Source organism: Geodermatophilus sp. CPCC 206100, assembly GCF_048569675.1.
Taxonomy (GTDB): Bacteria; Actinomycetota; Actinomycetes; order Mycobacteriales; family Geodermatophilaceae; genus Geodermatophilus.
Window position 1 is genome coordinate 194,589 of the sequence record NZ_JAQISV010000004.1, and the last position, 21,090, is coordinate 215,678.

Annotated in this window: 18 protein-coding genes and 1 pseudogene; 9 read left to right on the plus strand and 10 right to left on the minus strand. The window is 70.6% G+C overall.

The genetic code is table 11. The features are described from left to right. Positions 1-72 precede the first annotated feature (72 nt). Complete coding sequence (locus PGN05_RS02735) at positions 73-546, minus strand: ATP-binding protein (protein WP_419750962.1); 474 nt, start codon at positions 544-546, stop codon at positions 73-75. A gap of 512 nt (positions 547-1,058) precedes the next feature. Between PGN05_RS02735 and PGN05_RS02740 the strand changes: the two genes are divergently transcribed. Beyond that, entirely contained in the window at positions 1,059-2,420 is a 1,362-nt protein-coding gene (locus PGN05_RS02740) for an aminomethyl transferase family protein (protein ID WP_419750964.1), read from the plus strand. 55 nt (positions 2,421-2,475) lie between these two features. Here the strand turns inward: PGN05_RS02740 and PGN05_RS02745 are convergent, their stop codons facing one another. From PGN05_RS02745 to PGN05_RS02765, 5 genes are all read right to left on the minus strand, one after another. Beyond that, on the minus strand, positions 2,476-3,138 hold the full coding sequence (locus PGN05_RS02745; RefSeq protein ID WP_419750965.1) for a response regulator: 663 nt from the start codon (positions 3,136-3,138) through the stop codon (positions 2,476-2,478). Then, positions 3,135-4,724 (minus strand): GAF domain-containing protein, encoded by a 1,590-nt coding sequence (locus tag PGN05_RS02750; RefSeq protein ID WP_419750966.1) that lies wholly within the window; start codon positions 4,722-4,724, stop codon positions 3,135-3,137. The genes PGN05_RS02745 and PGN05_RS02750 overlap by 4 nt, the downstream gene beginning before the upstream one ends. A 207-nt stretch (positions 4,725-4,931) precedes the next feature. Further along, positions 4,932-5,360: a hypothetical protein gene (locus PGN05_RS02755; protein WP_419750967.1), complete on the minus strand. Its 429-nt coding sequence runs from the start codon at positions 5,358-5,360 to the stop codon at positions 4,932-4,934. A 261-nt stretch (positions 5,361-5,621) separates the two neighbouring features. After that, positions 5,622-6,788 carry an acyl-CoA dehydrogenase family protein gene (locus PGN05_RS02760; RefSeq protein WP_419750968.1) on the minus strand — a complete coding sequence of 389 codons (1,167 nt, stop codon included), beginning with the start codon at positions 6,786-6,788 and terminating at the stop codon, positions 5,622-5,624. 409 nt (positions 6,789-7,197) lie between these two features. Then, complete coding sequence (locus PGN05_RS02765) at positions 7,198-7,437, minus strand: hypothetical protein (RefSeq protein ID WP_419750970.1); 240 nt, start codon at positions 7,435-7,437, stop codon at positions 7,198-7,200. A gap of 797 nt (positions 7,438-8,234) precedes the next feature. Here PGN05_RS02765 and PGN05_RS02770 point away from each other — a divergent pair. Beyond that, positions 8,235-9,098 carry an NmrA/HSCARG family protein gene (locus PGN05_RS02770; protein WP_419751043.1) on the plus strand — a complete coding sequence of 288 codons (864 nt, stop codon included), beginning with the start codon at positions 8,235-8,237 and terminating at the stop codon, positions 9,096-9,098. A 1,088-nt stretch (positions 9,099-10,186) separates the two neighbouring features. On the opposite strand, the gene PGN05_RS02775 is transcribed toward PGN05_RS02770, so the two are convergent. Further along, the gene (locus PGN05_RS02775) at positions 10,187-11,143 is read right to left on the minus strand and encodes a helix-turn-helix transcriptional regulator (RefSeq protein WP_419750972.1); all 957 of its coding nucleotides are present in this window, start codon (positions 11,141-11,143) and stop codon (positions 10,187-10,189) included. A 177-nt stretch (positions 11,144-11,320) separates the two neighbouring features. On the opposite strand from PGN05_RS02775, the gene PGN05_RS02780 reads away from it, so the two are divergent. Further along, positions 11,321-12,175, plus strand: a complete 855-nt coding sequence (locus tag PGN05_RS02780) for an SDR family oxidoreductase (protein WP_419750974.1) — start codon at positions 11,321-11,323, stop codon at positions 12,173-12,175. A gap of 352 nt (positions 12,176-12,527) precedes the next feature. Here the strand turns inward: PGN05_RS02780 and PGN05_RS02785 are convergent, their stop codons facing one another. Then, on the minus strand, positions 12,528-12,980 hold the full coding sequence (locus tag PGN05_RS02785) for an SRPBCC family protein (protein ID WP_419750976.1): 453 nt from the start codon (positions 12,978-12,980) through the stop codon (positions 12,528-12,530). Between the two features lie 781 nt (positions 12,981-13,761). Here PGN05_RS02785 and PGN05_RS02790 point away from each other — a divergent pair. Further along, positions 13,762-15,231, plus strand: coding sequence for a sulfatase-like hydrolase/transferase (locus PGN05_RS02790; RefSeq protein WP_419750978.1), 1,470 nt, complete (start codon positions 13,762-13,764; stop codon positions 15,229-15,231). A gap of 7 nt (positions 15,232-15,238) precedes the next feature. After that, a pseudogene (locus PGN05_RS02795) lies at positions 15,239-15,475 on the plus strand (transposase); the annotation flags it as partial. Between the two features lie 971 nt (positions 15,476-16,446). Here PGN05_RS02795 and aroQ read toward each other — a convergent pair. Next, positions 16,447-16,911: a type II 3-dehydroquinate dehydratase gene (gene aroQ / locus PGN05_RS02800; protein WP_419750979.1), complete on the minus strand. Its 465-nt coding sequence runs from the start codon at positions 16,909-16,911 to the stop codon at positions 16,447-16,449. Between the two features lie 324 nt (positions 16,912-17,235). Here aroQ and PGN05_RS02805 point away from each other — a divergent pair, with 324 nt between their 5' ends. The 4 genes from PGN05_RS02805 to PGN05_RS02820 are packed head-to-tail and all read left to right on the plus strand — an operon-like array spanning position 17,236 to position 20,310. Next, positions 17,236-18,348: a 3-hydroxyacyl-CoA dehydrogenase NAD-binding domain-containing protein gene (locus PGN05_RS02805; protein ID WP_419750980.1), complete on the plus strand. Its 1,113-nt coding sequence runs from the start codon at positions 17,236-17,238 to the stop codon at positions 18,346-18,348. After that, positions 18,348-18,866: a nuclear transport factor 2 family protein gene (locus PGN05_RS02810; protein WP_419750981.1), complete on the plus strand. Its 519-nt coding sequence runs from the start codon at positions 18,348-18,350 to the stop codon at positions 18,864-18,866. The genes PGN05_RS02805 and PGN05_RS02810 overlap by 1 nt, the downstream gene beginning before the upstream one ends. Then, positions 18,863-19,627: an enoyl-CoA hydratase/isomerase family protein gene (locus PGN05_RS02815; RefSeq protein WP_419750983.1), complete on the plus strand. Its 765-nt coding sequence runs from the start codon at positions 18,863-18,865 to the stop codon at positions 19,625-19,627. The genes PGN05_RS02810 and PGN05_RS02815 overlap by 4 nt, the downstream gene beginning before the upstream one ends. After that, a complete protein-coding gene (locus PGN05_RS02820; RefSeq protein ID WP_419750985.1) occupies positions 19,624-20,310 on the plus strand; it encodes an alpha/beta fold hydrolase in 687 nt (228 codons plus the stop codon). Before PGN05_RS02815 ends, PGN05_RS02820 begins: the two co-directional genes overlap by 4 nt. Here PGN05_RS02820 and PGN05_RS02825 read toward each other — a convergent pair. After that, positions 20,303-21,088: an SDR family oxidoreductase gene (locus PGN05_RS02825; protein WP_419750987.1), complete on the minus strand. Its 786-nt coding sequence runs from the start codon at positions 21,086-21,088 to the stop codon at positions 20,303-20,305. The genes PGN05_RS02820 and PGN05_RS02825 overlap by 8 nt on opposite strands. Positions 21,089-21,090: the final 2 nt, after the last annotated feature.

The following is a 21,090-nucleotide window of genomic DNA, read 5'->3' on the forward strand; positions in this document are numbered from 1 at the left end:
CCCCTTGCCCTGAGCCGCTTACTCAGGGACACGCCAAGTGCACGTCCTTGTCGCAAACTGAGCGCCCGTCTATTACGCCCCACCCGGGTCAGCCATCGCCCCAGGACCCGCGCGGCGGCTCCGAATGGTCACCGTCGTCCCGTGCGAACTCGTTATGACCGTGGTGTCGGCCAGGGCCCTCATCATCGCCAGGCCGCGTCCCCGGTCCGACGGGAATGTCTGCTGCCGCCAGCCTCCGTAGTCGTGGACGACGATGGTCACCTGTCCGTCGTCGACCTCGGTGCAGACGTCGAAAAACGGCTTCGTCGGCTGCAGCGCGTGCTCAACCGCGTTGTTGGCTGCCTCGCTGGCGGCCAGGAGCAGGTCCTCGATCTCGTCGTTGGACAGCGCCGAGTCGTCGAGCAGGCCGCGCAACCCCCGGCGCATCCCGGGGACTGAGGCTAGGACGGAAGGCAAGCGCCACTCGCGGTGCCGCACGTCCGTCGTCGCCTTCAAGAACGCCGATGAACCGTCCCGTGTGACGTTCGGCGGCGACTGAATGCTCACGAGCAAGTTCGCGGCTGTGGGAACGACTGACCCTCGGAAAGGCTGTGCACCATGGCCGACTCCCAGGACCTTCAGGTCGCCGACTCCGGGGCCACCAGGTGAAACGGTTGAACCGCTTTGACCACGTCGCACTTACCCCGCCCGGAGGTGGGAAAACCCGTAGGACTGCACCGCCGGCAGACACCACATCCGTCGAACGGCGCCCTTCCACGCACGACGAAGGACGTGTCGACCCGTCACGCCGACGAGGCGTCGGCGTCTGAACGACGGGTCCGTGCGGATCCTCGGCTCACCCGCCACCGCACCGATGCGCCCTGGACCCACGCGTCAGATGTCGTGCTCACGACACGACCGCCAGACCCCCGGCTGTGGTCATCCGCGTGACGCGCGGCACAACCCCCTGCGCCTACGGTTGCCCGGGCACCGCCGGACAGCACCGGCGTCGACGCACCGCACGTGAGAGCCCTCCGCGGGCTTCGCTCCAGTTCGCATCCCCCGAAGAAAGGACCCCCATGTCCTCCGAGACCGTGTCCCAGGCCCTCGCCCGCGTCGGCAGCCCCGTCGAACTGCTGCGCAACCGCGCCACCCGCGCGCACACCTTCCCGGTCGCACCCGAGTTCACCAACTGGCGCTCCGAGCAGCGGGCCTGGGTGGAGACCTGCGCGCTGCTCGACCAGTCCCACCACATGACCGACCTGTTCCTGTCCGGTCCCGACGCGCCTGCGCTGCTGTCGAAGCTGGCGGTCAACTCCTTCGCCACCTTCGGCCCGGGTCGGGCCAAGCAGTACGTCGCGGTCTCCCCCGACGGCTACCTGATCGGCGACGCCATCCTGTTCCACCTCGACGAGGGGCAGTTCGACCTGGTCGGCCACCCGATGGTGATCGACTGGGTGCAGTTCCACATCGCCACCGGCGACTACGACGTCACCGCCGAGCGCGACGACAACTCCGCCGTCCGGCAGTCGGGCCCGCCCACCTTCTACCGCTACGAGCTGCAAGGGCCCACCGCCCTCGCGCTCATGGAGCAGGTCACCGGCGCCCCCGTGCCGCAGACCAAGTTCTTCCACATGGCCGAGCTGACCATCGCCGGCCACCGGGCCTGGGCCCTCCGCCACGGCATGGCCGGCCAGCCTGGCTTCGAGGTGTTCGGCCCGTGGGCCGACGGCGCCGACGTGCTCGACGCCCTCCTCGAGGCCGGCAAGGACCACGGCCTGGTCCGCGCCGGCGCCAAGGCCTACTCCACCGCCAACCTGGAGTCCGGCTGGGTGCCGGCCCCGCTGCCGGCCATCTTCGGCGACGACCCGACCCTGGCCGCCTACCGCGACTGGCTGCCGGTCGACGCGCTCGGGTCGATCGGCGGCAGCCTGGACTCCGCCGACATCACCGACTACTACCTCTCCCCCTACGACCTCGGCTACGGCATCACGGTCAAGTTCGACCACGACTTCGTCGGGCGCACGGCGCTGGAGGCGATGGCCGAGCAGGAGCAGCGCACCAAGGTCACCCTCGTGTGGGATGCCGAGGACGTCACCGCCGCCATGGGTTCCCTGGTCGGCAAGGGCCCCGGCGCCAAGTACATGGACCTGCCCAAGATCCGCTACGCCCTCCACCAGGAGGACAAGGTCCTCGTCGACGGGGGGCAGGTCGGCGTCTCGCTGGACTGCGGCTACGTCGTCAACCAGCGCGAGGTCCTGTCGCTGGCCACGATCGACGCCGCGCACGCCGAGCCGGGCACCCGGGTGACCGTGCTTTGGGGCGAGGAGCCCAACTCCGCCAAGCCCCAGGTCGAGGAGCACAGGCAGGTGGAGATCCGGGCCACGGTGGCCCCCGTCCCGTACGTGCAGTCCGTCCGGGACAACTACCGCGCCGGTTGACCGGCCCGGCTCCGCCGACCGGCCCCGGTCGGCGGAGCCACGCCCGGCCCCGCGGTCAGCTCGGACGGACCAGCCCCTCCTTGACCGCGACGAGCGCAGCTTGCGTCCGTGAGGTGACCCGCAGCTTGGTCAGCACGTGGCTGACGTGACTGCGCGCCGTCCGTTCGCTGATGTACAGCTCGTCGGCGATGTCCTGGTTCGACCGGCCCTGGGCCACCAGGACCAGGACCTCCTTCTCCCGATCGGTCAGCACACCGAGCCCGGACGCCGGGGCACGCATCTGCCTGGTCAGCTTCCCTGCGACGGCGGCGTCGAGGTAGACCTCGTCCCGCACGGCGGCCCGCAGAGCCGTGTCCAGCTCCGCCGGGCCGGCGTCCTTGAGCACGTACCCCGACGCCCCGGCCTCCAGTGCGGCGTTGAGGCGCTCGGTCTCCGAGAAGCTGGTCAGGATGACGACCTTGACCGCCGGGAACTGCCTGACGATCTCCGAGGTCGCGCTGATCCCGTCCATGCCGGGCATGTGCAGGTCCATCAGGGCCACGTCCGGCAGCTCGCCCTGCACGGCCATCTGCCCGAGGCGGTCGAGGGCCTCCTGCCCGTCGCCGGCCTCCCCGGCGATGGTGACGCCCTCCAGCGCCTCCAGGAAGGCGATCACCCCCCGGCGCAGCACGGCGTGGTCGTCGACGACGAGGACCTCGATGGTCGCCGCTCCGGTCATGTCCTGGCCGTCCTCGGGGTCGTCGCTGTCCTGGAGAGGGATGTGGCCAGCGGGAGGCTCAACCGCACTCTCGTACCGCCGGTCCCGACGGGGCGCACCTGGACGACGCCACCCCAGCGCGCCGCGCGCTCGCGCATCGCCGTCATGCCGACCCCGGACGACACGACGTCCCCCGCCGTCTCCGCACCCGTGGCGGCACCGAGACCACGGCCGTCGTCGGTGACCTCGGCGACCAGACGCCGCGGAACGCCCGAGGTCACCGAGACGTAGGCGTCGATGCGGGAGGCGCCGGCGTGCTTGACGCTGTTGTGCACGGCCTCGGCGATCACCCGGTAGACGTCCTCGACGAGGTCGGCGTCCAGCGTGGGCAGCTCGTCGGCCGGGTCCTGGACGTCCAGGGCCATCTCGATCCCCGTCCGCACGGCCGTCGTGTCCACCAGGGACCTGAGGGCGGCGGGCAGGCCGCGGTCCGCGGCGGTGGCCGGGCGCCGCTCCACGACCATGCCCCGGAGGTCTGCGAGCACGTCCTCGGCGACGGTCCCCAGCTCGTCGGCGACCTGCGCCACCCGCTCCGGCCCTGGCGGCAGACCCCGTTCGACCAGCACGCCCAGGGACCGGGCCTGCATCATCATCGAGCACACCTGCTGGACGACCGAGTCGTGCAGATCGAGGGCCAGCTTCTGGCGCTCCTCCCGCCGGGCCACCTCGCCCTCCCGCTCCAGGAGCGCCGCATGGTCCACCGCCATCGCGGCCTGTGCCGCGATGGCGAGCAGGAAGTCGAGCTCGGAGTCCCCGACTGTCTGCCCCGGGGCGAAGAACGCGTTGAGGATGCCCACCGGAGCGTCCCGGGCCATCAGCGGCACGCTGACGAAGGCGTCCCACCGCGGGGATCGCAGGTAGTCGTGCAGCGGCACCCAGCCCGGATCGCGCATGACCTCGTCGTACCGGTGCGGCATCACCACCGCCGCCCCGGAGTCGAGCGCCGCCAGGGTGAGGAGCTCGGCGCCCCGGGCGCGGCACTCCACCAACTTGTCGAAGAAGTCGTGCTCGCGACCGAAGCCGGCGGCACCCATCATGTGCAGCCGGTCCCCGGCGGTGTTCACCGTGAGGATCTGCACGCCGGCCAGCGAGTCCGTCCGCGCCACCTCCTGGGCGAGGGCGTCCAGCGTGCCGCTGAGGGATCGCTTGGAGGCGACGCTCGATGCGGCCTGGGCGATCGCCGCCAGCCGGCGCTCCCGCAGCCGGCTGACCGTGACGTCACGGAACGACACCGCCCAGCGAGCGGAGCCCGTGACCTCGCTGAGCACGTACGAGAACTCCCGTCGCACGCCCGGCGCGGGGGACCACTCGGTCGTGCGCTCGCGACCACAGTCCTCAGGGCCGCGGGGCACCGGGAACGGCGAGCGTGTTCTGGCCACACCGTCGGCCTGGAGCCCGCACAACCGGATGGCCGCGGTGTTGGCACCGACGAACGCGCCCGCGGCGTCGATCACCGCGATGCCGTCCGCCACGTGCTCCAGCACCCCAGCGGTCCAGTCAGGTCCGTCGGACGTCACGGCGGCCATCGCGCCGTCATCGGGGTCCATGCCGCTCGCCTCTCCACCCGCCGACGTGCCCGGACAGTGTGCGGTCCTCAGCCCGACGGCCGGGTCGTGCCCAGCACGTGTGCGTCCAATGACGCGAGCGTGCCTCAAAGGGCAGATCGCCACACCGGTCGTACGACGCCGCCTGAGGCAGGACAAACGACGCGCCTCGATCCCAGCCGCGGATCGGCCAGCCGGAAGACCGAGCCGTCAGTGAGGCCTGTGCAGCTGCCTCGCCCGGAGGGCGGCGAGCAAACCGACAACGGCGGTGACCGACAGCAGGACGACCCCCCAGACGACCTCCCATGGGCCCGAGGACGACGCGACTTCGTTGGTGAGGTCATGGTCGAACAACCCGATCAGCAGACTGATCAGGCAGAACGCGCTGAGGAGGACCACCGCGACCAGGCCGACCGGAGGCCGCACGTTGCGTGCGGCCAACCAGGCCCGGACGAGTGGCGCGGCCCCGACCGGCAGCGGAACGGTGAACTCGGTGTCGAAGCACACGCCTCGCGCCACGTACGCCGACGGTGCGGGCCCCGTCCATGACCGGGTCGCCGTGCGCGAGCCCAGGTTGACCTGATGGTGATCACACCGCCCCAGGAAGCGGTCAGGGCCGTTCCGGATCTCTTCGGACACGGCCCCTGATGCGCACTGTCGGGCTGACAGGATCTGAACCTGCGCCCCCTTGACCCCGAGTCAGATGCGCGGGGTCCAGAGACATTCCTACTCGTTCGTTCCCGCAGTTCGGAAAGCCGCGATGACCGTGTGCGTGCACCGCTGTTCGCCGCCGTCCGCACCGCGTTGCTGTACCGGTTGCTGTGGTTCTTCCCGCGCTCAACCGTGTCGTCCCCTTCGGCGTTCCTCCGACCCAACCTCCGCCCAGGCGCTCTCGAGTCCTCACCGAGTGAAGGCAGAGAGCCCCGTGATGGCGCGGCCGACGATCAGGCTGTTGATCTCGCGGGTGCCTTCGAACGTGTAGATGGCCTCCGCGTCGGCGAAGTACCGGGCCAGATCGTGTTCGACACGGATGCCCTCGCCCCCTCCGATCTCGCGGCCCAGCGCGACGGTCTCCCGCAGCGCGTCCGAGATCCAGGCTTTCGTCAGCGCCGACTCCGCGTCACCACCCCTCCCCTGTTCGCGCGCGTTGGTGAGTCCGACGACCATGGCCAGCGAGGCGGTGGCATTACCCAGCATCCTGGCCAGCTTCTCCTGGACGAGTTGGAACCCGGCGATCGGGCGGCCGAACTGCCGGCGCCGCTGGGCGTATGCCAGGGCACTCTCGTACGCGCCGATCTGCGTGCCCGTCGCGGTCCACGCAGCATCAGGACGGAGGAAGGCGAGGATGTCGGCGATGTCGCGGAACGAGTCGATGCGCTGCAGCCTCTGCCGCTCCGACACAACGACGTCGTCGAGGGTGATGTCGCCGTTGCGCACCATCCGCAGACTGATCTTCCCGCTGATGTCCTGCACGCTGACGCCCGGGGCATCCCGCGGCACGAGGAAGACCTTCGCGTCGCCCGACTCGTCAACGGCGACCACGCCGATCACGTCGGAGATCGCCGCGTTGCCGATCCACCGCTTCCGACCGGTGATGCGCCAGCCATCCCCCTCGCGTCGCGCCTGCGTCTCCATGCCCCCGGCGACGTCCGAGCCGTGGTCGGGCTCGGTCAGGGCGAAGCACCCGGTGTACTCGAACGTGGGGATCCGCGGGTCCAGCTCGGCTACCTGCTCAGGCGAACCGCCCTCCCGCACCAGGGTGCGGAACATGCTGACCTGACCGGCGTAGAGCACCGACACCGAGAGGTCGCAACGCGCCAGCTCGAGCCCGCGGAACCCGACGTAGAGCGGCCGGAGCCGGCCGGTGTCGTCCAGCAACGCCGGATCGTCGTCCAACCGCAGGCCGGCCAGTCCCACCCGTAGGTGCTCCGGGCACTCGGCCGCCTCCCACCACTGCGCCAAGAAGGGCCGCGCGTGCTCGTCGAGGAAGGCGCGAAGCAGTGCCAGCTTGTCCCGCTCCGCTTCCGTCAGCTCCTCGCAGTAGCCGAACAGGTCCGTGGCTGTCACGAGGACTCCAAGTCGATCACGGGAGGGATTCTCCGTCAGCTTGGTCGTCGTGCGACGCAGCTGTCGAGCCCGGCGGGCACCTCACCGCAGTCCGCGCATCGTCACGATGATCTTCGCGACGCCGAGAAGCGCGGGCTCTCCAGCACCAGAACGCTGCCCCCGACGGCGATCAAGTCGCGTCCCCTCCTGCCGACTTCACCCGCCCTCCTCGATCACTCGAGAGTCCAAGATCACCAGCCGACACACCTCACGCACTGCGGCGCAAAGAACTCGTTGTGACGGGTTTCGGAAGGTCGCTCGGCACCCCGATCGCGCGGTCAACAAGGCAGCGGCGACGGTATGGCGCGCCGGCGAACGCCCAGCGCGCAGAGGTCCCTCAGCGGCCCACTCAGAGACACCAGGCGAGTCGCTATCGCTCGCGGCTCGACCGCTGCTCCTCGAGGTTGAGAACCGCCAGGGACAGCACAACGGCGATCAAGAGCACGTAGACCGTGAAGACGACGATCTGCGCCCACGTCGGAGCGCCATCGAGAACACCGACAAGAAGCAGCAGTTGGAGACTCACGGCGAGGAGCCCGGCACACATGGCCAGGTGGATGCGCCATGCCTTGTCGGTCAACGAGGCACGCCAGCCGTCCGTCCGCTTCATCCCGGGCACATCAGCAGAGTGACCAATGGGTGATCTTGAGCGCAACTCCAGGTGCTGTCCCTGAAGCCGCCCTCGGGGCGAGCCCGGCGATGATGTCCCTGAACGCGCCGCCCACTCAGGGACAGCCCAGTGGTTTACCTGCGCCCTCCTGTCTGTCGAACGGGCGACATTGCGTGTGCAGGAGCACCTCGGGCGCACTCGTCGTACGCCATTACCGCGGACATCTGCAGCCACGTCGGTCCCGCGCAGCAGCGTGAGGCGGCCGACCGGCTCGACGAGGCACTCCACTGGTGACCGTTGCTGTCTCACGGCCGCGTTGTTGTACGCGTTGCTGTAGTCGTGCAAGAGGCGGGTCGGCCTGTTTGGCCGACCCGCCTCTGACCTGCGGTTTCTCTGTCGGGCTGACAGGATTTGAACCTGCGACCCCTTGACCCCCAGCCGACGGCAGCGGGTCCGTGGCTGTTCGCCGGAGTCCATCCGCGCAGGTCAAGCGGCATACGGAACGACCAGGGACCGCGGTGAACAGCCCCGAACGAGGTCCAAAGGTGGTCAAAATGGTGGTCAAGGATTGCCGTCGTGGCCTGCGCCTACGCGCCTACTCCGCCCCCATGTCGATCGTCGCGGAGCGCAGCTATGTATCGGAGGGTCATACCCCGGGCGCCGCAACCATGGCGAGCACCGTTCCTGCAGCCAGAGTTCCAGCGGGGCATGGCACTGCCGGTGGCAGGGCGGCAGACTGCTCGTCGATCGGTGCGCACCGAGAGACGTCTGCGGCGCACCGGCGGAGGCGAGCGACCATGGCGACCGTGCCCGGAACCATCCTGGTCACGGGCGCGACCGGGCGGCAGGGTGGTGCAGTCACCCGTGCTCTGCTCGCCGATGGATGGCCGGTGCGCGCACTGACCCGGTCTCCGGACGGCGGTCGGGCCAGGCGGCTGACGGAGGCCGGCGCCGAGGTCGTCGGCGGCGACATGGAGGACCCGGCGTCGCTGGACCGCGCGTGCGAGGGCGCGCATGGCGTGTACAGCGTGCAGAACCACCAGCTGGCCGGACTGGACGGCGAGGTGCGGCAGGGACGCAACGTCGCGGACGCGGCCCTGCGGGCCGGCGTCCGGCACCTCGTTTACGGCTCTGCAGGTCCGGGACAGCGCGGAACCGGAGTGGGCTCCTGGGAGACGAAGCTCGACGTCGAGGAGCACATGGGCGCCCTGGGCCTGCGGACGACGGTGCTGCGACCGGCCGCGTTCATGGAGCTCATGACCGACCGGGCCTTCTACCCGGCAGCCGGGATCTGGCACGTGTGGCCGACGATCGCCGGCGCGGCGACCGAGATCCCGTGGATCTGCTGCGACGACCTCGGGGTGATCGCCGCACGGGTCTTCGCCGGCCCCGACCGCTTCGTCGGTCGCGAACTCAAGATCGCCGCCGAGTGGCTGTCGCTCGACGGGTGCCGCGCCGCCTGGACCCGCGTCATGGGCCGGGCACCGCGACGGTTCCCCATGCCGGTGTGGCTCTTCGGCCGCTTCAGCCCGGACACCTTGCGACTGTGGGAATGGACCCGCGACGCGCGGTTCGCCGCGGAGCTCGAGACGACCCGGGAGATCCATCCCGGCGTCCTCACAGTGGAGGACTGGCTCCGCCGGCACAGGGCCGGTGCATGACGGTGCCGGGCAGCCGTAACGGAGTCAGGGACGGCGACGGTTCGCGGCACCGGCCCGCTCAGGCCGCTCCGGCCAGGACGCCCTCCAGGGCTGGCCGGGTCGAAGAAGTCCCGAGGGGACAGGGTGCCGGCGAACAGGCTGACGAAGCGGTCCATGGCTGGCTGGTTTCGCGCCACGGCCGCACCGTTCACGGTTTCTCCTGATCGAGTCGGGGCCTGGAGATGCCTTCTCCGTCTCGTACCGGCAGTCCCGTGGCATCTAGAACTGCCACCGCGCTGCTCAGCTGCTGCCCACACCCCTCGACCGACGAGCCCTATGCCCCCAGTCACATTCGAGGGGTTCATCTTGGTTCGTCGATGTGCCATTCGTTGAGGTCAGCGGCTCGGACCGTCCGCCGACGTCCGCCTATTTCGCCGCGGTTCGCAGGGCGTTGCTGTATCCGTTGCTGTAACTCTCCCCCGCGCTCGGGCGTGCCACTCCCAGGCCAGCTGGGTGCTGAGGACGCGCCGAACGGGCGGCGCAGGACCGGAGTCGTCACCATCCCGCCAGGTGTGTAGGGCGACTTGCATCGCCTACATGAGGCTGGGCGACCAACTGGACGACGGGCCTGTAGCGCCGCCGAGTTCCTCCAGTCTTTCTCCAGTTGATCCCGTGGAAGGCCGGTACGCACTCGCCTCCGGCGCTAACACAGCCAAGCCTGCGATTTGATCTTGGGCTCGATGGGTGGCGTTGATTCTCGCTGGTTGCGCTGGTCGGAGCCACAGCAAGGCGTAAGGCGCCGACGACTCATGCTGGTCAATGACGGCAGTATTGGATGAATAAAGGATGCCTGATCTTCCATCTAAAGCGGTGACCTACTTCTGGTGACGCGCACCCCGCCTGCGCCCCTCGACGAGGATCGGCTCGGTGCTTGCGGCGCGCATCACTGCACGGTCTGGCCGTCGTCGCTCACCGCGGCGGCAGAACGATCGCGAGATCCGCCGTTCGGTCCGTCGACGGGGAAGAGATGCGTGGCCGCCGTCGCCGGTGAGCATGTTGCCGCTCGACCCATTGGGCTTCGCGTGACTCCCATGACGCCGTCACTGCCATCAGTCCGAGGCACTGCCCACTGATCGCTGAGGTCCCTCGCCGGAACGGTCAGGCCGTGTGGTCGCCCGTCGTCCTGTCCTGGTCAAGGACCGCTGAGCGGGCGAGGTGGCCCAGCTGGCGAGGAACGTCAGGGCCTGCTGCGAGGGCGAGCCGGGCTCCGCGGTGAAGGTGATCAGCGTCTGACCCGGATCGGCGGCAAGCGCCAACCCCTCGTAGCTCAGGCTGAGGTCACCGACGACCCTGTGGTGGAAGCGCTTGGTGCCGGTGGTGTGCCAGCGGACGTTGTGCGTGGCCCAGAGGGTGCTGAACGGCTGGCTGCGGGTGGTCAGCTCTCCGATGAGCTCGGTGAGCTCGCGGTCGTCGGGGCTTCGGCCGACCTCGGCGCGCAACTGGGACACGATGTCGGCCGCGACCCGGTTCCAGTCCGGGTAGAAATCGGTGGCCCGCGGGTCGAGGAAGGCGTAGCGGGCGTGGTTCGGCGTGCGGCCGGCGCTCCCCGGTGCGGCGTCGTCGAACAGGTCGGCGTAGAGGGCGCGGGCGAGCGGGTTGGCGGCGGGGACGTCCAGTCGGCCGTTCTGCACCAACGCCGGGACGTCGGCCATCGCGTCGAGCAGCTGCTGCACGCCCGGGCGGACGCCGGGCCGGGCTGGACGGCGACGCGTGCGGGCGGCCGTCGTCATCCCGCGGGTGAGGTCGTAGAGGTGCGCGCGCTCGGCGTCGTCGAGTTGCAGCACCCGGACGAGCGCCTCCAGGACGCCGTCGGAGACACCGTTCGCGTTGCCTCGTTCCAGGCGCGTGTAGTACTCGACGCTCACGCCGGCGAGGAGCGCCACCTCCTCGCGGCGGAGCCCGGGCACCCGCCGGTGCCCGCCGTAAGTGGGCAGGCCAGCCTGCTGCGGGGTGATCCGGGCGCGGCGGGTGGCCAGGAACTCGCGCAGGTCCTTCCGGCTGTTCACGGCAACCACGCTAGGTCTGCTCCGACCCGCGTGGAGGTCCCTAGCAGTACCCCCTCTCAGCAGGCTCTGCCACGCCGCCGCCGAGCGGCGTTCCCTCGGTTGCAGCGAGTTCGACCAGCCGCCCGCAGCGCGCAGGCGGCGCCTCGCCACCACTCGAGACCGAAGGACTGCACGCACATGACCGACAAGAAGATCTGGCTCGTCACCGGCGCCGGCCGCGGCATGGGCACCGACATCGCCCGCGCGGCCCTCGCCGCTGGGCACGCGGTCGTGGCCACCGGCCGCAATCCCGACCGCGTCACCGCCGCCCTCGGTGTGCACGAGAACCTGCTCGCCGTCGCCCTGGACGTCACCGACCCCGCCAGCGTCGCCGCCGCCGTCGACGCCGCCGTGCAGCGGTTCGGCCGGATCGACGTGCTGGTCAACAACGCCGGCAACTTCTACGCCGGCTTCTTCGAGGAGATCAGCCCCGAGGACTTCCGCGCCCAGATCGAGACCAACCTGTTCGGCCCGCTCAACGTCACCCGCGCCGTCCTGCCGGTCATGCGCGCCCAGCGCTCCGGGCTCGTGGTGACCTTCAGCTCCTCAGCCGGCATCACCGGAGGCGAGTTCACCTCCGCCTACGCCGCGTCGAAGTTCGCCCTGGAGGGCTGGAGTGAGTCGCTGACGCCGGAGGTCGCGCCGTTCGGCATCCGCACGATGCTCGTCGAGCCCGGGTTCTTCCGCACCGAGCTGCTCACCGAGGACTCCACCCGCTACCCCGAGCCGTCGATCGACGACTACGCCCAGCGCACCCGGCAGACCGTCACCGCCTGGAAGGGCATGAACGGCCAGCAGGGTGGCGACCCCGCCAAGCTCGCCCGCGCCCTGGTCCAGCTCACCGACTCCGACACCCCGCCGCTGCGCTGGGCCGCCGGCGCCGACGCGATTGCCGCCCTTGAGCAGAAGGCCCACCAGTTGCTCGCCCAGGCCGACGCCCACCGCGACCTGTCCAGCTCGCTGACCCACGACGACGCCACCGCCACCGCCTGACTCTGGGCAGCTGAGTCGGGCGCGTCGACCTGCACCGCTCCCACACTGCCAGGCCGTCATGATCGCGTTCCTGTCGGTTCGCTGTAGTCGTAAGCAGTTTGACGTGCCAGTTCACACCATGGCGGACGATGGCGCACGCGCGCGAACGCGACCAACTGCAACCACAACGGCAACCAGCCCAGCTGGCTCTCAACCGTCATTGACGGCGATAGCCGTGACTCTCGGCCGTCGGCCGCGCGCTCTCACCCCCGCGCCAGAACCCGGCGGCCAGAGTGGCCACGCTAGGCATCCGGCGGGCGCCACTTGTGGCAAACGGACACCGGCCCACCGCGCCGAGTCCGCCCCGGCCTCCTCACCGGTCGCCCTGTCCGATCAACGCGGCGATGGTCGCCAGGCTCCGCGTCATGGTGCGCCGGAAGCGTCCGCGGAGGAGCGGTAGGAGATACCGGATGGGCCCCGTGGCACGAGTCTCGATGGACAGCCGCACACGAGTCCAGGCGCCTCCCTGCTCGGGCAGCAGGTCGACTGTCTGGTGCAGGGCGAAGGCCCCGAAGCGCACCTCCCACGCCGCCCGCCGACAGGGCTCGTAGTGGGTCACCGTTGCGTTGCCATGTACCCGTCGGCGACCTTGACGACGGACGACGCGAGCGGTCGTGCCCGGGCCAACCGGGCCCGGAGATGTCTGCCGCATCTCCAGCAGGTCTGGATCCCACCGAGGGTGGTTCTCGAAGTGGCGTGCGGCGACGAAGTCGAACACCTCGTCCGGCGGGCGGTTCACGATGCGTTCCGCTCTGACAACTGTCACGGAACCATCATCTCGGCGTCGAGCACGAGACCTACCTGGCGACAGCCCGTTGTCCAACCGCGGCAGCGATGGCTGCGCCGGATCGATCCTCCACCGGGCAGCTGGCCGTCTCCCCGGGGCGGCGGTCGCCGCTCTGCAAGACCTCAAGGCGCCCGGACTCCCGACAACCCTGCGATCTGATCCCTGGATTATTGGGTCACGTTGGCTGAAGCTGATCGTCCAGATCTACACGGCAGCCGCCCGTGTACGGTCGACGGCTCACGATGGCTGTCGGCGACCATATTGAATGAGTAAAGGATGAATTGTCGCGGTCGCGCTCAGGGACTCGAGGAAGCCCCCCGACACGCGATCGCCCCCGTGGATCACCGACCAGCATCCGCCAGCCGGGGTCCCTACAGTCGCGAATCTCCTCGGTCAGTTGCTGATGGCGGCACGCGAGGCTGCGCAAAGTGTGCTTGGCCACGAGCAGGTCGGTGTTGCGAGTGGCGCCGCTGGGCCAGCGACTTGCGACGCCCAGCTCAGTCAAGGTGTTCGAGCGCAGTTGATCGCGCAGTTCGGAAAGAGGTTACCGCTTGCCGCGGGTCGCGGCGGTCGGCCTTCCGCGCGGCCTGAGCCGGACGGTCACACACCTCTCCTGGCCTTGACCGTGCGACGGTCCCTGGCTAGCTTCGGACACCGTCCATTCGTGGTGTACATCACATCGATGCCTTTCCGTCATGCCACGGTTCTGCCCCCGAGTCGCGGTGTGTGTCGCCGTTGGGGCGCCCATGAGCGGAGCAGGATGCCCGAGGAACCCTCGACCCGTGGCCCCGAAGCACGGCCCGCCGGACTGTCCCGCCGGGCCTTCGTCGGCATGGTCGGTGCCACGGCGGCCGGCGCGGTGGCGGCTTCAGCCGGCACCGCCGCCGCCCACGAGCAACCGTTCACGCCCGGCGCCCACCCCGGCGGCGAGCAGCCCAACATCCTGATCATCATCGCCGACGACCTGGGCTGGGCCGACCTGTCCAGCTACGGGGCGCCGCACATCTCGACCCCCAACCTGGACCGGCTGGCGAAGGAGGGCGTCCGCTTCACCGACGGCTACGCCGGGTCGTCCACCTGCTCCCCCACGCGGATCAGCCTGTACACCGGGCGCTATCCCGGCCGGCTGTACGCCGGGTTGTCCGAACCGATCGCCGGGCCCGATGCGCTGGACCCTTTGCGCGGCATCCCGCCGGAGCACCCCACACTGGCGTCCCTCCTCCGCAGTGTCGGCTACGCCACGGTGATGTACGGCAAGTGGCACTGCGGGAGCCTGCCGAACTTCAGCCCACTGAAGTCCGGCTGGGACGAGTGGCTGGGCAACTTCGCCGGTGGCGTGGACTACTTCTCCAAGGTCAACCGCGGGGGCAGGTACGACCTCTACGAGAACGACGTGCCCTACCAGGACCTCCGGTACTACACCGACATCCTCACCGAGCGCGCCATTGAGTACGTGCACCGGGGCCATCAGAAGCCGTGGCTGATGAATCTGAACTACACGACCCCGCACTGGCCCTGGGAAGGCCCCGGGGACGAGGCCGTCAGCGACCAACTCACCGCGCGCGCGACGTCCGGCGACACGTCGGCCCTGTTCCACCGCGACGGCGGCTCGGTGGCCAAGTACGTGGAGATGGTCCAGGACATGGACGCGTCCATCGGCGAGGTGCTCCGGGCACTCCGGGACACCCGGCAGGACCGGAACACCATCGTGCTGTTCAAGAGCGACAACGGCGGAGAGCGGTTCTCCTACATGTGGCCGCTGCGGGGAGCGAAGATCGACGCCCTGGAGGGCGGCATCCGCGTCCCCACGATCCTGCGCTGGCCCGCCGGCGTGTCCGGCGGACAGGTCTCCGACCTTCCGGTGGTCACCATGGACTGGAACCCCACGCTGCTCGCCGCCGCGGGAGCCGCCCCCGACCCCGGGTACCCGATGGACGGCCGCGACCTCAGTGACTACCTCTGGGGTTCCGGGCAGCCACCGGAGGGGGATCTGTTCTGGCGGGTGGTCGACCAGGGAGCGCTGAGGCGCGGGAAGTGGAAGTACTGGGTCTCGCACAACGTCGACCGCAGCGTGCGGGAAGAGGCGCTGTTCGACCTCGTCGCCGACCAGCGCGAGGAGGCCAACCTGGCCGGGAAGGAGCCGACAGTGCTGGCCGACCTGCGCAACGCCTGGAACCGGATCGAGGAGACACTCCTCGACTACCCGCCGGGCGCTGTCCGCGGAGAATGACCCGCCAAATCTCTCGACGCCGCTCAACCGCGAGATCCGCCGGCGCACCGACGTGGTCGGCATCTTCCCCGACCGCAACACCCTGATCCGCCTTGTCAGCGCCGTCCTCGCCGAACAGCACGACGCAATGGACGAAGGCTGCCGCTACCTCCGCCTCGACGTCCTCGCCCGCTGCCGCATCCGACCCGTCAGCGACACCGGCCACACCAGCGAGGAGGGGACCATCCCGGCGCTCAGCGCGTGATCGAACACGGAGGTCACGCGGTAGCCGTCACACACCACGCCAGCGGACTTGACCGCGACGTGGCCAACCCGGCTCGGGCCAGGCATCTGGTGCTCAACCAACCTCGTGCCCCTGCGACCCCTCCCCGCAGCGCTGGGCGGCCGCCCGAAACGACTACTCCGGCGAGCTGATCGTCGGCACGGACCTGCAGCTCTGCATCGGCGCGGCGACGCCGACCGAGGCGGCAATGAGGACCTGGCCCCGGGCACCGACACCCCGCCCAGTGCCGAGGCGATGAGCGTCAGCGAGTGCCCCACGGTGATCGCCGAGCCGACGGCGCGCACCCGGCCCAGCGTCGGGGACAGGCGCTCGCGCCGCCGCCACTGCCCGCTGGTGACGACGGACGCACCCGACCGGCTCGACCAAGCGCTTCCGCTGCTGACCTTGCTGTCCCTCCGGCCGCCTTGCTGTCGTCATGCGAGAAGCGGGCCGACCTCACGGCCGACGCGCCCCTGACCTCCAGTTTCGCTGTCGGGCTGAAGGATTTGAACCTGCGCCCCTTGACCCCCAGCCGACGCAGCGGGTCCGCGGTTGTTCACCGGCGTACGTCAGTGCAGGTCAACCGGGATACGGAACGACGGCGAACCGCAGCGAACCGTCCCGGACAGGGTGCAATGGTGGTCAGAATGGTGGTCAAGAAGTGTCGCGCCGACCTCTATCGACGCTCGTCTTGACCCCCCGTTGCCCTCGTCGCTGACGGTTAAGACTCTGCGAGGTTCATCAACCGGCGACGCCGCCCACCGCATGCCTTGGCGGGCTCGCGTGGTGGTCTGCGCCACGCCGGCGAATGGCGCGCTGCAACTTCGGGCGTTCGGGAGCCGATGCTGCCCCGCTACTGAGCTGGAGCCGCGAGCGCTCCACCCGGAGAACGACTCACGACCACCCGCAGTCAGTCAGCGGTCGAGCGGCACCCGGATCGAGTCGACCGGCGCTCAGAGCCGTCCTTCCCGGCGGGCAACCTCGTACATAGCGGAGATCGCCAGGGAGTACCCCAAGACCCCGGAGCCGACCACGACCCCCCGGGCCACCGCCGAAATGTACGAGTGCTGCCGGAACTCCTCGCGGACGTGCACGTTCGAGATGTGCACCTCGACGACCGGGAGGTCGACGCCCTCGATCGCGTCCCGGAGGGCGATCGAGGTGTGCGTGTAGGCACCCGGGTTGAAGGCGACGCCGATGCACTCCCCGGCCCGCACCTCCGCACCGGCCTCGTGCACCCAGTCGATGAGCTGTCCCTCGTGGTTGGACTGGCGAAAGGACAGCTCGAGGCCGAGGCCCTGCGTCTGGAGCCGGCACGACTTCTCCACGTCGGCGAGCGTCGCGCTGCCGTAGACCTCCGGCTTGCGCGTGCCAAGCAGGTTCATGTTCGGACCGTTCAGGACGACGAGCGACGTCACCGCGCCTCCTCAGGACTGGGCGTCGAGGCACCGGATGGCCGGGCGCGTCCGGCCCGGCCATCCGGCAGCGGGATCAGAAGGTGAGGACCGGCTTGATCGTCGACCCCGCGGTCATGTCCGACACCACGGTGTTCAGCAGAGGCCACGCCGGCCGTGTACAGCGCGAGAACCCGGCTGTCACGGGGGAATCTCGGCAGCTATCGAGCCGACGGATGGCAGCGCATGGGCACAAGTCATTTCCGCTCGTCTCTCGGGGATCCGAGACTCGACGGTGGCAGTGGCGCCGGTCATCGGGACAGGGCGCGCCGATCCCCGGGAGGGCCCGTGCCCGTCGTCGCACCACCGTCGCAGGACGCGCTCGCTGTCCTGTCCGGCCTGCTGCGGGACGCGGTCCTGCTCGTCGAGCGCGTAACGGCAACAAAAGCGGACGTCGACATCGCGATGCGGCTGGGTGCGGGGCACCCTGCCGGGCCGTTCGAGGTGCTGGCCGGCCTGGCTCCTGATGACCGCGACCGACTCGGCCTCCTGCTCCCCGCGGACGAGACCGGCGGAGGTCTCGAGGCGGCCGGGGCCCCGACGTGGCGCGGTCCCGTCGGGGTCGTCGGCACGGGCCACATGGCGACCGGCATCGTCGAGGCCGTCGCCCGCAGCGGCCGGCCTGTGCACGTGCTGGCCCGCAGCAGTGAGTCCGGAGCCCGGCTGCACGCCAAGCTGAACGCCAGCCTCGACCGCGCGGTAGCACGCGGCAGGCTCGACGCGGCCACCAAGCAGGACGTCCTGGGTCGGGTGTCGGTCACCACGGACCCCGCCGACCTGGCCGGCGGCGATGTCGTCATCGAGGCGGTGGCCGAGGACCTCAACGCCAAGGCCGACGTCGCAGCGCGGCTGGACGCCGTCCTGCCGCCGTCGGTGCCGCTGGCGACCAACACCTCGTCGTTCCGCGTAGGCGACCTCCGGCACTTCGTCTCCACCGGCCGGCCGGTGATCGCGTTGCACTTCTTCAATCCCGCGCAGGTCATGAAGCTGGTCGAGGTGGTCGTGCCCGACGACCTCCCGGGCGCCGGCCCGCTGCGGGCGGTCGCGAGTGCCTGGGCTCGCGATATCGGCAAGACGCCGATCACCTGCGCCGACAGCCGTGGCTTCGTCGTGAACCGGCTGCTCATCCCGTTCCTCAACGACGCCGTGCGTCTGCACGAGAGCGGCGTGCCCGTCGAGGAGGTCGACGAACTGCTGACGCAGGGCGCCGGGCACCCGATGGGGCCGCTCGCGCTGATCGACCTGATCGGCCTCGACGTCACCGTCGCGGCCCTGGAGTCGATGGCCGCCGTGGAGGACGACCCCCGCCTCTCCCCCGCCCGGACGCTGCACGAGCTGGTCGCGGCCGGACGGCTCGGCCGCAAGACCGGCGCCGGGTTCCACAGCTACCAGGAGAAGTGATGCAGACGTTGGACGACCCCAGCACGGCGGCCGACCCCACCGACGCCTGGACGGCGCTGATCAGCCGGTACTACGACGGCTGCAGCGCCGGCGACGTCGACCTGATGCTCGAGACCCTGCACCCCGAGGTCGTCCACTGGTTCCTCGCCCCGAACACCGGCTCGGCGGCGGTCGCGGGGGCCGAGCACCTGGCCCGCTACTGGCGCAAGGTGACCGGCATGCTGCGGGCCCGATGGGTCGTCGACAGCATCTGCGCCACCACCGAGCAGGCCGTGATCGAGTGGACCATGTGGTGGCAGCCCGAGGGCGGGACCGAGCGGGTGGCGACCCGGGGCGCCGAGTGGTTCACCTGCGAGGACGGGCTGATCCGCGAGATCCGCAGCTACTACCAGATGCGCCCGGCCACGACCGAGCTCGACGGCTTTCCCTACGCCGAGCGCGGCTACTCCGTCACCGGTGCCGAGCGCAGCACCATCCACCCCGACGCCGAGCAGTACGGACCCGGAGGCACCGCATGAGCGCGGTCGAGATCACACGCGACGGCGCGGTCGCGACGGTCACCCTGAACCGGCCGGACAAGCTGAACGCGCTCGACCGCCCCACCCGCTGGGAGCTGATCGGCGCCCTCCGCGAGGTCGCCGCCGACGACGGCGTCCGCGCCGTGGTGCTCACTGGCACCGGTCGCGCCTTCAGCGTCGGGCAGGATCTCGCCGCCGTCGAGGAGCTCGAGCACGCCGACGAGACGGTCGCCGGCTCCTACAACCCGATCGCCCAGGCGATCGCCGACATGCCCAAGCCGGTGGTCGCCGCGGTCAACGGCCTGGCCGTCGGAGCCGGCATGGGCCTGGCACTGGCGTGTGACCTGCGGCTGGCCGCCGACAACGCCTCCTTCGCCTGCGCGTTCGGCAAGGTCGGGCTCGTGCCCGACACGGCGGTCTCCTGGTACCTGGTGCGGGAGCTGGGCTATGCCCGCGCGTTCTGGCTGGCGGCCAGCGGGCGGTCGGTCCCGGCGGCCGAAGCCCTCGAGCTGGGCCTGCTCAACGAGGTCGTCCCGGCCGAGGACCTCACCGGCCGGGCGCACGCCCTCGCCGAGTTGCTCGCCTCCGGCCCCGCGCACGCGCTGGCCCTCACCAAGCGGCAGTTCCGGGCGGTGAGCGAGGTGTCGTTTGAGGCGGCGCTGGCCATCGAGGCACGGCACCAGGGCGATGCCGGCGGGCATCCCGACCACGTCGAGGGCCGGACGGCGTTCGCGGAGAAGCGCGCGCCCCGCTGGGCATGACCGCTGCGGGTGCCGTGCTGGTGCACGGGCTGTGGCACGGCGCCTGGTGCTGGAACGGCGTCCGCGTGGCCCTGTCCGATCGCGGGATCGAGAGCGCCGCCGTGGAGCTGCCGCTCACCGACCTCGCCGCCGACGTCCAGGCCACCCGCGAGGCCGTGGAGGCCTTCGGCCGGTCCGCCGTGCTGGTCGGGCACTCCTACGGCGGCGCGGTGATCACGGACGCCGGCAGTCACCCGCTGGTGCGCGAGCTCCTCTACGTCGCCGCCTACCAGCTGGACGCCGGCGAGTCGGTCAGCCGGCCGGGAGCCATCGCGGGGCTGCCCGACACCCGGCTCGGCGAGGCGCTGCGGGTGACCGCGGACCACGTCGGCCTGGATCCGGATCTCGGTGCGCGGCTGCTGTACGGCGACGCCACCGCCGAGGTCGCTGCGGCCGCCGCCGCACGCCTGCGTCCGGTGGGCCGGCAGGTCTTCCGCGGCATCCCCGAGGCCGTCGCCTGGCGCACCGTTCCCTCGACCTATGTGGTGTGCGCGGCGGACGAGGTCGTGCACCCCGAGCGTCAGCGCGCGATGGCCCGGCGGGCGAGGCGCACCGTCGAGTGGCCCTGCGGCCACAGCCCCGCCGCCACCCGCCCGGAAGCCGTCGCCGACCTGGTGGCCGAGCGGGTGCGGGCGCTCAGCTGACGGTCCTGCGCACCAGCTTCCGGACGCCGGCCAGCCATCGGCCGGGGTCGGCGGCCTTCTGCGCCCAGTAGGTGCCGACCTCCGGGTGCGGCAGGACCAGGAACCGGTCCTCGGAGAGACCATCGACGACGGACTGCGCGACGTCCTCGGCCGTGATGACGGTGCCGGAGGCCGCGACGACCGCGGCCGCCGAGCTGCCGTCCTCCAGCGGGTCGAGCAGCAGCGGTGTGGCCACCCCGAGGGGGCAGACCACGCTGACGCCGATCCCGCGGTCGCCGTAGGTGACCGCGAGCCACTCCGCCAGCGCCACGGCTCCATGCTTGGTGACCGAGTAGGGCGCATCGCCCGGGGTGGTCAGCAGGCCGGCGGCGGAGGCCACGTTGAGCAGGTGGCCGGCACCCCGTTCGAGCATGGACGGCAGCACCGCACGGGCCGCGTACACGTGGGAGAGCACGTTGACCGCGAACACCTGCTGCCAGATCTCCGTCGGAACCTCGACTCCCCCGCCGGCGAAGACGCCGGCGTTGGAGCAGAACAGGTCGATCCGGCCGTGCGTGGCCAGCGTCCGCTCCACGAGTGCCGCGACGGCGACCTCGTCGGTCACCTCGGTGGTGTCCGCCGTCCCGCCGATCTGGTCGGCCACCCGCTGGGCCGCCTCGCCGTCCCGGTCGCTGACGACGACGGCCGCCGCGCCCTCGACGGTGAACCGGCGGGCCATCGCGGCGCCGATCCCGCTCCCGGCGCCGGTGACCACGACGACCGCATCCCTCAGCTGCATGC